Source organism: Methylorubrum rhodinum, from assembly GCF_014199935.1.
Classification (GTDB): Bacteria; Pseudomonadota; Alphaproteobacteria; order Rhizobiales; family Beijerinckiaceae; genus Methylobacterium; species Methylobacterium rhodinum.
This window is the reverse complement of the sequence record NZ_JACHOP010000032.1, coordinates 15,075-30,837: the sequence shown is the minus strand read 5'-3', so window position 1 is coordinate 30,837 and position 15,763 is coordinate 15,075. Positions and strand designations below refer to the sequence as shown.

Genomic DNA, 15,763 nt, shown 5'->3' with positions numbered 1-15,763 from the left:
GACTTGCAAGGGGTTTTGCCGTCACTCCGCCGCGCAGGCCCGGTTCGGCGGAAAGCATCAAGGGCTTCGCGAGTGACAAGCGCCCGTGCGCGTAATTTCGTCGACCTGTTCGCTGGTTGTGGAGGTTTGTCGCTCGGGCTGGCTGATGCAGGCATGCGTGGCCTCTTCGCGATCGAGCACGACCCTATGGCATTCGAGTCCTTTGCGGCAAACTTCGTCGAGGACGGCGCACCGGAGTCTGTCCGGTTCGACTGGCCGTCCTGGCTCGAGCGGCGTGCGTGGAGCGTTGCCGAGCTCTTGGAGCGACACCATGCGGATCTCGAGGAGCTGCGCGGGTCCGTCGACATCATTGCCGGGGGGCCACCCTGCCAGGGCTTCAGCCTCGCGGGCCAACGGATTGAGAATGATCCGCGCAACCTGCTTGTTGAAAAGTATGTCGAGGCCGTGAAGTTAATGCGGCCCGCCGCACTGATCCTAGAGAACGTTCCGGGTATGCAATATGCCCATGGCACCGGCACCCTGCCTCAGGCGGCCGACATGCGGCAGCGTCGCCGTCGCTCCTTCTACGATAGGCTCGCGATCGACCTCGATGCCGTTGGCTACGAGGTGCGGGCGACGCTGGTGGACGCGTCGCGATTCGGCGTGCCGCAGAGGCGGTTGAGGCTGATCGCCATCGGGCTCCGCAAGGATCTCTCTCACTGGCCGCTCGATAGCGTCGGGCATGTGTTCGACCTAATAGAAGAGGCACGAGCGGAGCAATTGCGCGACTTCGAGCTTGGCGACGCCGTGAGCGCCGCGGACGCCATCTCCGACCTGGAGATCGGGAACCGTCCGCTGGTCGAGTGCACCGACCCGCAGTCGCCCGGCGGCTATTTTCAGGCAACACCAGCCGTGGCAGCGACGGCGTACCAGAAGTTCATGCGACGCGGTGCAGAAGACGCGCCTGACAGCCTACGGCTGGCAAACCACCGCGACGAGATTCGCCTAAGGTATGAAAAGATTCTGCAAAATTGCCAGCGCGGCGTTCGCATGAACGACGATGATCGATCCCTGTTCGGCCTGAAGAAGCATAGGATCCACCCAATGTCGCCTTCCGAGCCTGCGCCAACGATTACGACTATGCCGGACGATGTCCTGCACTACGCTGAGCCGCGAATTCTCACCGTGCGGGAGAGCGCGCGACTCCAATCGTTCCCCGACTGGTTCAGATTCAGGGGCAAGTTCACGACCGGGGGCAACCGGCGCACTCGGGAGTGCCCGCGCTACACACAGGTTGGGAACGCGGTACCACCACTCCTTGCACGGGCAATCGGGGTGGCGGTGTCCCGGGCACTGGAGAAGTTCGAGCGCACTCACGCTGGCGCGCAAGTAGAGCGGCAGACCAAAGTAGTGGGTAAGTAAGTATGACTGCACGGCCTCCGACAGCGCGGTATCCGGCGCAGCTCTCAGAATGGGCCGGCAACCGTTCAGGTGGTGTGCGCCGTCCGTTCGACGATTTGAGCGGCCGGCCGGGCCAGCATGTATTCAGGACCAACCTGCTGACCAAGCTAGAGCAATGGTGCGGCGAGGTCGGCGGCGCGTCGCCGTCTGTGCCGCGCGTGCTTCTGCTCGTAGGCGGGCCTGGCAACGGCAAGACCGAGGCGATCGAGAAGACGATGGGCTGGTTGGACGCCGCGCTTAGCTGCGAAGGCGCACTGGTCGCGGAGCTTGCGACGTTCTTCAGGCCGGCCGCCGGCAAGGTACCCCGTCTAGTCACCGTAGATGCAGGTGCATTCAGTAGGCCGGCTCGCGAGGGCCTGAACCTGTCTATCGTGCAGGATGCTTCTAGCGTCGCCGGCGCGACCGGGAAGACCCCGGCGAGCCTTTTGCTGGACGAGCTGGAAGCCGCGTGTGCGGACGGTGCTACCGGGCTTTACTTGTGTTGCGTGAACCGCGGTGTCCTCGACGACGCGCTCATAGCGGCGGCCGAGGCCGAGCAATCGGTAATGCGGGTGCTGCTGGAGAAGGTCACTCGCTCGGTCAGCCTCCTCCCGGACGCGCCGTCGTGCTGGCCTTTAGGGGAGTATCCGGCGGTCGCCGTTTGGCCGATGGACATGGAGTCCCTGCTGGTTGCCACCGAAGGCGGCGATCCACCGCCCGCGGTACAGGTTCTCCGGCGTGCCGTCGACGCCGACCTTTGGCCGCCAGCAGGCTCGTGCGAAGCTGGCCCGCGCTGTCCGTTTTGTACGAGCCGCGAGCAGCTCTCGCATACCCGCGAGGAGACATCGCTGCTCCAAATGCTGCGTTGGTACGAGCTTGGAAGCGGCAAGCGGTGGAGCTTCCGCGACCTGTTTTCGCTCTTTTCCTACTTGCTCGCCGGGCACCGCCATGAATCCCGCGCGTCCGACCTGCCGCCATGCGCCTGGGCGGCGAGTCTGATGGCCGCAGACGATCAGGCGCTTCGCGGCGCCAAGCCGTCGACCAGAACGTCATCTGCCATCTTCGAGCTCGTCGCCGCGCAGTACCATCACGCACTATTTCATCAATGGGATCGGGAGGCCGGTCTGGGATTGCTAAAGGATATCAAGGAACTTGGGCTTCAGGACGACAATACTGCGATGGGCCTGCAATGGTTTCTAGCCTCTAGGCGGCTGCCGTACCTACCAGCTATGATAGAGAGCGTGCTCGACAGCTTCGCTGGCCTTCTCGACCCTGCCCTGGCAAAGCCAGACACCTCGATCGATGTAAATCGTAGCACGACCTATCAGCTACGCGACATTGATGCACGCTTCAGCCGCTCGGTCGCTGAAGGTTTTGAGCATGTCCGGAAGTCGAGAATTCTTACAACAATGGAGGGCGAGCTGCTGCGCCGCCTGGCTAGTCTCGACACGTACCTCTCGCGACAGGACGTCCGGAGAAAGCGCCCAGCGACCGCCACCCGCGTGCAGCGGCTCCTGCGTGACTTTTCTTGCCGGTTGGTCCGCCGCTCGATCGGCGTCCGTACTTCGACGGTAATGGATGCAGAGGTTCTTCGAGAGTTCCAGAATGTAATCGAGGACGAGCGGGAGGACGGTGTCTACGAGGTCGCGCGCGAGATCGAGATGCTGCTTAATGATAATCAAGAGTTCGAGATTTCATTGACCACCACTTTTGGCCAGCCCCTGCCGCCTTCCAACGCTCAGGCGCTACTCATCGTCCCCCGTCGGCACGTGCAGCCGGCACAAGGCGAGGCCAAGGGCCGGCCAGCGGCCCCGCTACGGTTTCTAGAGGTGGGAGAGGGGCGCTCAGCCCAGGACGTCGCCCTGACCTACGACCTATTCAAGGCCATAAAGGACATCGAACGGGGAATGTCCGCCGCTTCCCTGCCACGGTCAGTGCTCGCCTTGCTCGATACGACGAGCGCTCGCCTTGCCGGCCCGATCGTTAGGGACGCGGCCGTCCTTCGCCGGGCGGAGATTCGCCTTGGCAATGGCGTGACCGTCGAGCAGCGGCGAACCGGCTTCGGCATCGTGACAGGGAGCGGACGGCGGTGAGCCTCTCGGAATTCAAGGAGGCGCCCTGGGGCAAGTCCCACCCCCGGTATTCGGAGGGGGCACTCGCGATGACCCCAGCCCCGGAATACGCCACGTCGGAGGTCGTCCTCTCATCGCTCTACAGAGTAATCGGCCTGCCCAACGCCAGCGAGCGCTCGGTGCCGACCCAGGGCACCTATCTTCAGGGATTGATCAGGAGAGCCCGCGAGAGGAAGCCAGGGTCTAACGCCGGTACGCTCGACGCAGACGCTTTCGACACCCTGCTCAACTCGGTGCTCGAAAGTCCTAAGCGATCCAGCCAATCTGCCAAGCGCTTCTTGCAGGTTACCCCGCTCGTGCCTCAGCTCGCCCTATTTTCCGGCGCTCCCCGTCTCGCGGGTAGTCCTTGGACGCCGGGCACGCTGGTTCGCCGCATGATCTGGCTGGGCGCTGCCAACCAAGATGCTGCCGAGTCGACTTGGCGGCGCCTGTTCGACGCCCTTGCGGTTGGGGAAGGCGACGACGTCTTCGCCCGCTTTCTCCAGACCGAGGTAGAGGCCTGGCTTCCCGAGACGGTCTGGACTTACCTTCCGCCACACGACGAGATGCCCCTATGCGCTGATGCCGGGGAAGGAGCATTTCCTGCAAGACAGTTCGTGCAGGATCTTGAGTCGATCATCGCATCCAAGCCGATGCTGACGAGGCGACAATGGACGAGCCTGCTCGAGGCCGTGCTGCGGCTCGGCACTGTCGCCCATGTCATGTGGCTTTGCGAGCTCCACGCCCGTGTCTGGTCGTGCCTCTCCGAGGCGCTCGAGGGAAAAGGCCCCAGTTCCGTGGGCGAGGCGCGCACGCGTATGTTCCCCGAACGGTTCTCGTTCCTACCGCTCTCGAACAAACCGCTGCCGGGCATCCGGGACAGCATTTCTCGTTATCTCGCGGCCAGACTTGGCATCAACGCGACCCTATGGGCGCTCGCGGAGGCCGGCGTCGCGCCCGCGGACCTCCTCGGCTCGGCCGACGGCCTCGCCAAAACCTGCACGCAGATCAGGGAGCACTTCGCTGGTGCCGCAGCCTCCTCTATAAGGGCGTCCGTCGAAGAACTACTCGATCGTGAGACTAGGACACTCCTGTGCCGGAAGGGCATTGGCTCGAACGTCGATGAGTTCGTGACCTACAGCCTGCAGCAGCGTCAGACGGCCAATCCGCGTCTCAGGGGCTACGATCAGGGCTACCTCCTCAGAAAGCGAGGATCTTACTCCCGCAGCCCATGGGTGGTTTCGCTAGGTCCCGTTGCAACGATTGCACTAGTCCACTGTTCGCTCGCTGGCGCCGCAGGGCCACGGTCAGTTCACCGTTTGGCGCAGCATCTCGCGGCTTACGGCGTCGCCATGGATCACAGGGACATTCCGCAGAATGAACTCGGGCACCAGCTTCGGATGCTTGGTCTTGTCCTGGACAGCCCCGACGCGGAGAGCGGCATGCTACTGGTCCCGCCGTTTCGAAGAGTCAGCCCCGACGGGGGTGTCGCATGAACAAGCTAGCATCCGCCCTTGCCGACCGCATCAGGGCCCAGATCGGCACCGTATCATCGCCTGGCGAACCTCGCGAGGTACGGCTCATCTTTCTCGGCCCGCCCCACGAGTTGATGTGTCAGGTCTTTGACAATCTCGTAAGCCGCCCTGGTGCCGTAGCAGGGGCCGACCTGCCGTTCCTGCTGCAGGTGCCGCGAGACCAGCTCCCTTCCGGCAACCCGTCGATCGGCGCGTCGGGGTGGTGCGACGAGGATCATCTCCTGGACCTTCGGAACTTGCCGCAGTTGGCAAGCTTCGTGGCATTGATCCCACCGGGTGAGCACAGCATCCTCTCTGTCGGCAGTACCACCGATAAGTTTGGAGTCGCCGAGCCGAACAACGGCGGCAATGCGACGTTCGAGGCATGGTGGGAGGACGGCTTCATCCAGAGCCTAGTTCTCCAGGGCCTCGTTCAGGCCGGCGTACGCGAGGCGGAAACAGAGGACGGTAGGGCGCTGGTCGAGGCCGCGGCAAGGGCCGCCGACGAGGTGGAGTCCGCCTCGACGACACCCCGTGAGGGCTCGTGGCGCCTGTTGTCGAGGCTCTTCTCCATTGAGCCCACCCTGGAGCCTAGGCCCGGCGTGATGGTCAGCCTTGCGTGCGGCGTGCCGCCGACCCGTGCTGGCAATCTGGCAGCCAAAGAACAGGCTGCAACTCTAAAGAGCATCGCGGAAGCGATGTCAGAGGGGTTCCGCCGGAGCGTCGAGCGGCTTTCCGATGGTGCAAGAGAGGAGGACCAAGAGCATCTCTCCGGCTTCCTAGAGCACATCCGCTCGGCGTGCGATGTTGTCACCGCCTTTGAGCGGGCAACCCCGGCTTACTACCGTCCTGCGGGCAAACTAGAATTGAATGCGGCTCCTGGCTGGTGGTCAGCGCTGGACGTGGAGAAGTGGACCGAGCTCCTATCCGAGGAGCCGTCACTCGCCGGCGACATTACGATGACCTGTACGAATGCGCTGGCGGCGTTCGGCAAGGCCATTCCTGCCGTCGTCTCGGGCCCAGTCGAGCTGCAGTTCGAGACGAAGGGTGGAGACCCGATTGGCGCGATCATCAAGGTCAGCCGGACGCCCGCAGCCGGAAACGGTTTGGTCGGTTCGGTAGGGGCCGACGGCGACGATGCGCTCGTCGATTCGACGCCCCCGGCGCACAAGCTGCCAATGACGTACAAGGCTGTCGCCGACGGGTTCAAGCCCGGAACCTTGAAGGTGGTGTCGCTGGCCGGCTGGCAGCCCGGTGTCCTCATCGCTTGCCGACTTGCAAGGAAGCTTTCGCCTCCGCGGAAGCCGATCAAGCGTTCCAGCAGGGGGGCAGCGGACTGGGAGACAAGCATGAGCCTGCCCGGCACCGGCCGGTACGAGCTTCTCGTCTTTGTGTCGCCCGGTGTTGTCCTTGCCTCATCGGCTCAGGTCACTGTGGATCAGGCGGACGGCAAGGCCGGCCTTCCGACACCCGTTCCGCTCCGGAAGGGCACTCCGGAGATGTATCGGGCGGAAATCGAGGCCGAGGGAAATTGCCAGATCGACCTAAGCTTCACACGACCGGGCAAGAAGGGCGCGCCTACGCGTGAGACATGCCGGACGTTCGTCACCTGCGAGGATGTGCCCGTCGTGGGCTGCCGCAGCGAGTTCGAGCGCCTCATCAAGGCGAACCGGCGGCAGCTGGAAAGCTTCGACGTGAAAACAGTCGTTCCGGTGAACCGTGCGGTTCGGTCGACGATGCTACAGGATTGGCTTCTCGCTCCGGAAACCGTGCGGGCCTCCTACCAACCCATTATTTTGGCGGACGACTATGGCGATCACTGGGCGCCGCCGGAATGGGGCATCGGCGGCGGACCGATGCTATCCCGCGGTTCCTTCATCCAGGATCCACGCCCCGGACCCGCCGAGTTCACCCCGCCTGCCGACTTTCTCGATGCGCGCGAGCAGATTGCGCTCCGGGTTCGAGGCGATGGCGACCAGTCTGGTGTGTTCGAGACAGCGCGGCTCGGCGAATGGGCCCTGCGCGACGTGGACTTCGCGTCCGTTGTCGAAAAATACGTGGATGCCTACCAATCCTGGATTATGTCGGACCCGGAGGTCGCCTGCTGGTCGGACGTTGTTGCTGTCACTTCGCTGGATCCGAGCGGCCGGAGCCTCACACGCGAACCGGTTGCGATCCTGCTCTCGCCAATGCATCCGCTGCGCGTTGGGTGGCATGTCGTGGCGCAGCGTTTTCTTGCGGAAGCAGACGAGGCAGGGAAACCATGCCCAGCTGCCAGCATCCTGGACCCGGACTGCGCACCCGACATCCTCACCCTTCACCTCCGATCCCCTGCCGGTTCCGAACAAGTGGACTACATCGCGGTGGAGAACGGTACCGACTATTGGTCTGTCCTATGGAACGGGCGCGAGCTCGAGAAGCTGCCTGACCGCTCCCTCCACGCGCCATTCGGTGATGCCTTTGGCATCAACGTCGGCGGGATTTCCACGGGCTTCAGCGCCGCTCAGGTTATGCGGGCGCTTGACGATGTCTCCGACTTGTTCGCAGCGAAGCCCGTCGTGACTGTCGCGGTCTCGAGTGCCAGCGGCGCCACGGAGGCCTGCAACCAGGGCCTCGTCGACTGGTGCACTGCCCGCTTCCAGGAGGAAGGCAAACGATCGAGAAACCGCGCCGCTGGGCCGCGCTTCGTCGAGGTATTCGACGATCGACGGCAGGATGCGCGTCCCGACGACGCCACGATCTCCAACTTGTCGGAAGACACCGCCAACAGCGTCAAGTGGTACTCTGGCCAGCCAGTCGGTACGGTCCCAGACATCGGCATCATAGCTCAGCTCGACATGTCGGAACCTCGCTCCGAGCGCATGGATGGGCGCACGCCGCTCGGCGCGGGCGGGGTGCTAAGGCACCGCGTACGGCGACAGCTGCCAGGTGCCTTTCTGGCTGAGTCTCGGCAGTCGACGGCACCTCAGCCAACGGGCGAGGTACTGGCCGACAAGGTAGCGGCCCTGCTCTCGTCCGTAGAGAACCTAGGCTCCGCTCGAACCGGCCTCCAGTTCGCGCCGAACGTGCACGAGGTTCAGCACATGCTGAAGGAGCGTCGGGCGGACTTCGTCGCCGTGTCCTCGTCGGCCATTGACCCTGCATGTTTTCTTGGGAACTGGCTAGAAGGGGCGTACCTATGGGACTTCGACCTTCCTTCCTATTCCCATCGGGCCGGCGACACCAACGGCTACTACCTCATATCGCAGGTGACCGACGCGGATCGAGATGCGCTCTCGCACGCACTCGCGCGGCTTCCCGGCTGTGGTAATCTCGATCAGGCTAAATTGCAGGACATACTACTAGAGGTAGCCAGACGAGGCATCCCAACCATCAAAGGCTTGGCCGGCGACGACGCAGGTGCGACCGGGGATCTTGGTATGTTTGTCGGGGCACGCTTGCTCCAGGATTGCTTCCGCAGTCCTGAAAGCACGTGTGGTGGCTTGCTCCCGGTCCTTGGTGGAACCGCCGAGGATCCGACGATCGCGATTCTCGTACCTGTCGATCCCTTCCGGGGGTACATCGGTGATCTCGCTCGGGCCGTAAACTCGGACCGTGGTGATCTTGCACAGCTTAGGCCCGACCTGATCGTTCTAGGGATCGACCTCTCCGGCGGCAGAGTGCGGGTCAAGGTCACGCCAGTTGAGGTCAAGTGTCGCCCTAACTCCCGCTTCGGCGCAGGAGAGGCGACCGAGGCTCTCGGGCAGGCGAAGGCACTCTCCGTGTTGTTGTCAGCCATGCAAATCTGCGACGGCCAGCCCACGCTATGGGCGCTCGCCTACCAGCATCTGCTTCTATCTATGATTAGTTTCGGCCTACGTGTCTACAGCCAGCAACCTAATATTGTCGGCCACAGTGCCCGATGGGCCGGATTCCATGAGCGGATTGCAAAGGCGATATTGGACGGGAGCGACTGCGTCGAGATCGATTCTCGCGGGCGCCTGATCGTCCTCGACGACAGCCCTTCGAGCAAGCCGCGGGACTTCGACGGTGATAGCTTCGATGAAACCATTGTCATCGGAAAAGACGACGCCGGTCAGGTCGCAGCGGGCGATCCCATGATGTTCTACGACATGGTTCGGGCGCGCTTGGGCGACTGGCAGCTCATGCCCAGCCCAGTCGAAGAGGTAGCCGTGAGCACCTCGGCTGGCACGGATCAGCCCAACGTGCGCGAGTTGGCTGGGGCAATCGCTCCCACCCAATCAGTCGGGGAATTCGCGGTTTCGGGAGGCGACAAGCCGGAGGCCGACCAACAAGCAATTGATCTTCAGCCCGAGCCGACTGGTGAGGCGGATGTGCCGAATTTTGCTGGACGAGGCATCGAGCTGGAAGTGGGCAGGACGATTGACGGCTTCCAGCCCAGAGACCTAAAGCTGAATATCTCCGATACCAGACTTAATCAGCTGAACATCGGCATAGTGGGCGATTTGGGCACGGGCAAGACCCAGCTACTGAAGTCGCTTATCACACAAATTACATCCTCCAAGCTAGAGAACCGGGGGCATCGACCACGCTTCCTTATCTTCGACTACAAGCGTGACTACAGCAGCGATGATTTCGTGGCCGCCACGGGGGCCCGGGTGGTGCGCCCGCACCGCATCCCGCTGAACCTGTTCGACATCCGAACGAGCGGCGATGCTCCTACCCCTTGGTTCGATCGATTCAGATTCTTTGCCGACGTGCTCGGCAAGATCTATGCTGGGATCGGCACCGTGCAGCGCGACAAGCTGAAGCGCGCCGTCAAAGCTGCCTACGACGGCATGGCTCCCGGCCTCGCCCCAACGCTACGGGACGTGCATACCGCATACGATGAGATTGTGGACGGAAAGCCGGATTCGCCAATGTCGATCATTGGCGACATGCTCGACATGGAAATCTTCGAGGTAAATCAATCTAAAACGGTGCCATTTGATATCTTTCTAGACGGCGTCGTGGTGATTGCTCTGGATGCCCTCGGCCAAGACGACCACAGCAAGAACATGCTTGTCGCCGTCATGCTGAACATGTTCTACGAAAACATGTTGAGGACCCCAAAGCGGCCGTTCATCGGTCAGGACCCGCAGCTGAGGGCAATTGACTCATACCTGTTGGTAGACGAGGCTGACAACATCATGCGGTACGAGTTCGACATCCTTCGCAAGCTTTTGCTGCAGGGTCGAGAGTTCGGAACGGGCGTCATCCTGGCATCGCAGTATCTCCGGCACTTCAAAGCGGGAGGTACGGATTATCGGGAGCCGTTGCTGACTTGGTTCATCCACAAGGTGCCGAACGTGACCGCCTCAGAGCTTTCTGCCCTGGGGCTATCGGCGAGTGCCGCCGAACTGGCCGAGCGGGTAAAGAGTCTGGGCAACCACCAGTGTCTATACAAGACGTTTGACAGCCCTGGCGAGTTCATCCGCGGCTACCCATTCTACGAGTTAACCGCGGCACGTAAGGCCGCTCATTAAAGAGATGACTCCTTGGTAGATTTCCTGAGCCCAACGGAGCGTTCAGAGCGTATGTCGCGCATACGTTCTAAGAATACTTCGATCGAGGTCAGTATCAGGCGCGCACTTCATGCCCTAGGATTTAGGTTCAGGCTAAACCGTAACGACCTACCAGGCAGGCCTGATATAGTTTTGCCACGGTATAAGGCAGTAATTTTTGTCCATGGCTGTTTTTGCATCGGCACCATGGCTGCAAGATCGCGACTATTCCAAAAAGTAATACGGCATTTTGGATGGAGAAGTTCGACCGAAACACGACACGCGACGCACGGGCAACCGATCTTCTCGAGGCACGGGGTTGGAAAGTGATTGTGGTTTGGGAGTGCGAGCTGGCATCAGGTCGGAAGGTAGCCGAGACCGCGAGCAGGATCGCGGGCGAACTCCGACCTGAATGAGCCTGACCATAGCGTGCTGAGCTTTGGTGAGGTTCAGGAAATGGCCGCGGACAGCCATGTACCGGCATAGAATGATGACTTATCCGCACATCGGCGACCTTGTGACCGCGCGACAGCTTGCGGCAAAGACCAATCCAACCAAACGTTCGTTCGATCACCCAGAGTCGCTGCCTTAAAACAGGCAAGGCGACCGAGACACCACGGACACCCTCTCGGCGAGCGGTCAAGATCGAATGTAGTGCCATGGAATCTCGCCGTCGTTTCGCCTAACCCTCCGAGGTGATGCGACGGCAATGGTTGCAGGGCTTGCCTGCAGGAAGTTGTCAAGTTGTGTCTATCGGTCCCAACGCGTCTCGGACGCGAGGTATTCCCAGATGACTGTCTTCACCGTCACTGAGCCGGACCAGTCGATGGCGTAGCGGTAACGACCGGGTTCGACCATGATCCAGCCGCCGACCATGGCCTTCCCGTCGAGCAGATTGAGGGTCATGCGGCTGCCGACCTCCGGCCAGACAGCAAGGTCCGCGTCGGTGCCTGCGGACTCGAAGGCTTCCCGCTGCTCGGGGCTCAGGCGCTCCAGCGGGACGAACGCGACATGGTCGGGTGCTTCGAGCAGCGGCTCCCCGATCTCGTGATAGGCGTGTCCCCGGGCGTTCTTGACGATGACTCCACGTATCTTGTCCATGTCAGGATAGAGGGTGAACGGCAGGAGGTCATCGAACAGGGAGAGCTGTCCATCCGGTTTTTGCTTGAGGTCACGGACCACATGCCGGTTGCTGCGCAGGATGGTCGCCGCTTCGGGATGCTTCGCTGGATCGGGGTAGAGGCTGCCAGCCATGACCGCGTGTAGGACGCAGAGGAGGTAGTTCTCGTCCGGCGAAAAGCTGGAATTGCAGCTTTGGCAGATGGAGACTTGCGGCAGGTAGCCCCAATCGTCGCCCACGCCGCGGTCATACTCGGCGCCGAGCTCACGGAGCGCCTTCGTCAAGAACGACTTGGTCGGGACATGGTCCCGATTGCTCCTGACGTCGGCGATTGTCGTGCCGCAATGGATGCACCAGGCGTTCAGCCGGTCGTCGGTGAAATTCTCGATCTCTCGCACCGGCCAAGTCCCGTCCCGCATTCGACTAGGCGCCAGGATAGCCGATTCATGCCGGCATCCCTGGACAGGGAGCGTTGTGCGGCCACGCTGAGGGAGTTTTCCCCGGGCGCGGTTCGCCGTGACATCGAGAATGTTCGGCAGTCCCCCTGCCTATCCGAGCTTGCCTCGCCGCGGCATCGGGGCGACGAGGATGAGGATGACGCTGTCAACCGCGCGACAATGGACCGTGCCGATCTGCTCACACGCGTCCATCGATAGGCGTCCGTCGGTTCAGGACAGCAAACCCAGACGAAGACTGCCCGCATACGCTCAGGGTTTCCCCCAGAGCCATTCTGCGGGGACAGATCGGGAACAAATGGATTTTAGACAGGCGACAACTAATTGAGATAAAACACGCTTTTCGGGTTGATGGTAGATAGCGGAGACGGAGGGATTCGAATCCCCTCTCGTTTAGTGAAGCTCACAAAATCTGCGGAATTTTTTCGAGCTCCCTCTTCATAGCTCTGATGTCATACTCGCCATACTGATCTCCGACCGAACGGTGCGCGTGACCAGTGATCGCATCGGTTACATCGCCGGCAAGACCGTGATTGCGCGCGAGCGTCTTAAACCGGTGCCGCCAGGAATGGTTTGGTGCGAGCCGCGTGTCGGTTAACCCGAGACTGCGCACCCATCGCCCAAGGATCTTCGTCCCGTTGCCGCCGCGCTTGCCGAACTTGTCCGGTGGCAGGTCGGGAAACAGCGGACCGCCCCCGCGCCCGCGCACATACTCGAGGAGGCCTGCGGCGATGAGCGCCGAGTGCAGGGGCACGGTGCGCTCCGAACCGATGTTCTTGAGCGAGCCGGCCTCGGAATCGAAGCGCATCACCGCGACGCCGTCGACCTCGCTGAAATCCTCCACGCGCAACTGGCAGACCTCCGACAGCCGAGCGCCCGAGTACGCGCACACCAGCGGCACCCACCGCTTGACCGGGTCGCGCTCGTTCGCCGCCGCCGCGAGGATCTGCGCCGCCTCGGCGTCCTTGAAGCCGCGCTTGCCCTGACCCGGCTTCTGCTTGACGCTGATGGTGATGCGCTCGGCCTGGTTCTCGGGGAGCCGTCGGTTGTCGACACCCCAGCGCAACACAGCCCGAACCGGCGCCAAACGGCTCTCCCGGATGGTTTTCGCGGATAGTCCCGATGCGACGAGGCTGTCCTTCCAAGCGACGAGCTTGTCGGCTGTGACCCGTGTGGCATCGTCGTCGCCGAGGAACACGGCAAGCTGCTGCATGACCCGTGTCCAGTCGTAGACCGTCTTCTCCACCGGCTTGCGCTCGGCGGCCCACCCCTTCACGAGATCGTCAAATAAGACCTTTGCCGTCGGCGCCGGGCGCGGCGCGGGCGCTCGACCCGGCGGTGCACGCTCAGGCAGCGTCTCCGCCACGTCGCCGAGCGCGTGCCGTTCGAGGGTCAGACTCGCGCGCTGGATCGCCGCAGAGACCGCCTGAGCCAGCGTGCGACGCCCGTCGGCGTCGAGTTGCAGGCCCTTCTTCGCGATCAGGAAGTCGGCCTGCCTGAGGCACCACGCCTCCATGTCGTCCTCGCCCCGGTCGGCGTAGGCGCCGTGCAGAACCTGGTGGACGACGTCGGGACGGCCCCACAGCCCAACCCGGCGGGGCTGCCACAGGCGCGCGAAAAGGTCGGTGCGCCAGAAATTCTGGCTCGGGTTGTCGCGGTGCAGGGCGATCCAGCGGTCGTGGGCCGGGGCGGCCAGTTCGTGCGCCTCGCGCTCGTTCAGCACCCGCGGGCCAGCTACGAGCGTCGCCCAGCGTGCCTCGATCTCGCGGATCGCATCAGCGAATCGGGCGCGGGCGACCTGGGGATCCTTCGTGCGGAGGCTGAGTTTCTCGATGGATCGGCCGACGAGCGGCTGCAAATGAGCCGGGACAGCCTTGCGGACGTAGTAGATGCCGCTGTCGGGATGCTTCCAGGGACGTGCCATCGGTAAGGGCATATGTACCACCCGAATGTACCAGTCGGGCCGTACGAACACGTTGCGGGTCAGCAACTTACCGTGACGATTGAGCTTTCAGCAAGACTGGCGGAGAGGGGGGGATTCGAACCCCCGATGCCCTTGCAGGCATGCCGCATTTCGAGTGCGGTGCATTCAACCGCTCTGCCACCTCTCCGCAGAGGTGTCGCGAGGACGGGTGGGCCCTAGCATGCGGGTCGGCGCGCCACAAGCCGCCTTTGCATGGTGCCATTGGCAATCGTGCGCCACGCGGGACTCGGGCCCTTGCCGACGGGGGGCGGGCGGTGTTGATGCGGGGCATGTCCGATCTGTTCGCCTCCGCCGGTCTCGAGGCGGGCGCGCCGCGGCCGCTCGCCGACCGGCTGCGCCCGCGCCGCCTCGCCGAAGTGGTCGGCCAGGAGCACCTGACCGGGCCGGACGGGGCGCTGACCCGGCTGCTCGCGGGCAAGTCGCTCGGCTCGCTGGTGTTCTGGGGGCCGCCCGGCACCGGCAAGACCACCGTGGCGCGGCTCCTGGCCCACGAGACCGATCTCGATTTCGAGCAGATCTCGGCGATCTTCTCCGGCATCGCCGATCTGCGAAAGGTGTTCGAGGCGGCGCGGCGGCGGCGGGCCACGGGCCGGGGCACGCTGCTCTTCGTCGACGAGATCCACCGCTTCAACCGCGCCCAGCTCGACGCCTTCCTCCCCGTGATGGAGGACGGCACCGTCACGCTGGTCGGCGCCACCACCGAAAACCCGTCCTTCGAGCTGAACGCGGCGCTCCTCTCCCGCGCCCGCGTGCTTCTCTTCCGCGCCCTCGATCCGGCGGCGCTCGCGCGCCTCCTGGCGCGGGCCGAGCAGATTGAGAGCCGGCCGCTCCCCCTCGACGAGGAGGCCCGCGCCGCACTGGTGCGCATGGCCGACGGCGACGGGCGGGCCGTGCTGACGCTGGCCGAAGAGGTCTGGCGCTCGGCCCGCCCCGGCGAGACGCTCGACGCCGAGACGCTCCAGACGCTCGTGCAGCGCCGGGCGCCGATCTACGACAAGGCGCAGGAGGGGCATTACAACCTCATCTCCGCCCTGCATAAGACGGTGCGCGGCTCCGACCCCGACGCCGCGCTCTACTATCTGTGCCGGATGCTGGATGCCGGCGAGGACCGCCTGTTCATCGCCCGCCGCCTCGTCCGGATGGCGGTGGAGGATATCGGGCTCGCCGACCCGCAGGCGCTGGTCGTGGCCAATGCCGCCAAGGACGCCTTCGACTTCCTCGGCTCGCCCGAGGGCGAGCTGGCGCTGGCGCAAGTGACGGTCTACCTCGCCTGCGCGCCCAAATCGAACGCGGTCTACAATGCCTACAAGGCGGCGACGCGGGTGGCGAAGGCGAACGGCTCGCTGCCGCCGCCGCGCACCATCCTGAACGCGCCGACCGGGCTGATGAAGCGCATCGGCTACGGGGAGGGCTACCGCTACGACCACGACGAGCCCGATGCCTTCTCCGGCCAGGATTACTGGCCGGACGCGCTCGGGCGGCAGCATTTCTACGCGCCGACCGACCGCGGCATGGAGACCCGGTACAGCGAGCGCCTCGCGTGGTGGGAGCGGCTGCGCCGGGAGCGGCGCGGCGAGGAATAGAGGCTGCACCCGCGCGGCATCCCAAAAAAGCCCCATGGGCATGGCCTGTGCGGGCGCTCCGGCGAGGGCCGGC

Annotated in this window: 8 protein-coding genes and 1 tRNA gene; 6 read left to right on the top strand and 3 right to left on the bottom strand. The window is 63.6% G+C overall.

Annotated elements, in window-relative coordinates; all coding sequences use genetic code 11:
- The first annotated feature begins 72 nt into the window (after nucleotides 1-72).
- The 5 genes from HNR00_RS23360 (at nucleotide 73) to HNR00_RS23340 (ending at nucleotide 10,878) form a co-directional block, all read left to right on the top strand.
- Nucleotides 73-1,401, top strand: a complete 1,329-nt coding sequence (locus HNR00_RS23360) for a DNA cytosine methyltransferase (protein ID WP_312886106.1) — start codon at nucleotides 73-75, stop codon at nucleotides 1,399-1,401.
- Nucleotides 1,402-1,475: 74 nt separating this feature from the next.
- The gene (locus HNR00_RS23355; RefSeq protein WP_312886105.1) at nucleotides 1,476-3,512 is read left to right on the top strand and encodes a hypothetical protein; all 2,037 of its coding nucleotides are present in this window, start codon (nucleotides 1,476-1,478) and stop codon (nucleotides 3,510-3,512) included.
- A complete protein-coding gene (locus HNR00_RS23350; RefSeq protein WP_183573592.1) occupies nucleotides 3,509-5,026 on the top strand; it encodes a hypothetical protein in 1,518 nt (505 codons plus the stop codon). Before HNR00_RS23355 ends, HNR00_RS23350 begins: the two co-directional genes overlap by 4 nt.
- Nucleotides 5,023-10,530: a putative type IV secretion/conjugal transfer ATPase gene (locus HNR00_RS23345; protein WP_183573590.1), complete on the top strand. Its 5,508-nt coding sequence runs from the start codon at nucleotides 5,023-5,025 to the stop codon at nucleotides 10,528-10,530. Before HNR00_RS23350 ends, HNR00_RS23345 begins: the two co-directional genes overlap by 4 nt.
- A gap of 51 nt (nucleotides 10,531-10,581) precedes the next feature.
- Complete coding sequence (locus HNR00_RS23340) at nucleotides 10,582-10,878, top strand: hypothetical protein (protein ID WP_312886107.1); 297 nt, start codon at nucleotides 10,582-10,584, stop codon at nucleotides 10,876-10,878.
- 420 nt (nucleotides 10,879-11,298) lie between these two features.
- Here the strand turns inward: HNR00_RS23340 and HNR00_RS23335 are convergent, their stop codons facing one another.
- The 3 genes from HNR00_RS23335 to HNR00_RS23325 form a co-directional block, all read right to left on the bottom strand.
- The gene (locus tag HNR00_RS23335; RefSeq protein ID WP_183573588.1) at nucleotides 11,299-12,066 is read right to left on the bottom strand and encodes a hypothetical protein; all 768 of its coding nucleotides are present in this window, start codon (nucleotides 12,064-12,066) and stop codon (nucleotides 11,299-11,301) included.
- 460 nt (nucleotides 12,067-12,526) lie between these two features.
- A complete protein-coding gene (locus tag HNR00_RS23330; protein WP_246391020.1) occupies nucleotides 12,527-14,047 on the bottom strand; it encodes a site-specific integrase in 1,521 nt (506 codons plus the stop codon).
- Nucleotides 14,048-14,144: 97 nt separating this feature from the next.
- Nucleotides 14,145-14,234 (bottom strand) — tRNA-Ser (locus tag HNR00_RS23325).
- 142 nt (nucleotides 14,235-14,376) lie between these two features.
- Here HNR00_RS23325 and HNR00_RS23320 point away from each other — a divergent pair.
- Entirely contained in the window at nucleotides 14,377-15,690 is a 1,314-nt protein-coding gene (locus tag HNR00_RS23320; protein WP_183573585.1) for a replication-associated recombination protein A, read from the top strand.
- Nucleotides 15,691-15,763 lie beyond the last annotated feature (73 nt).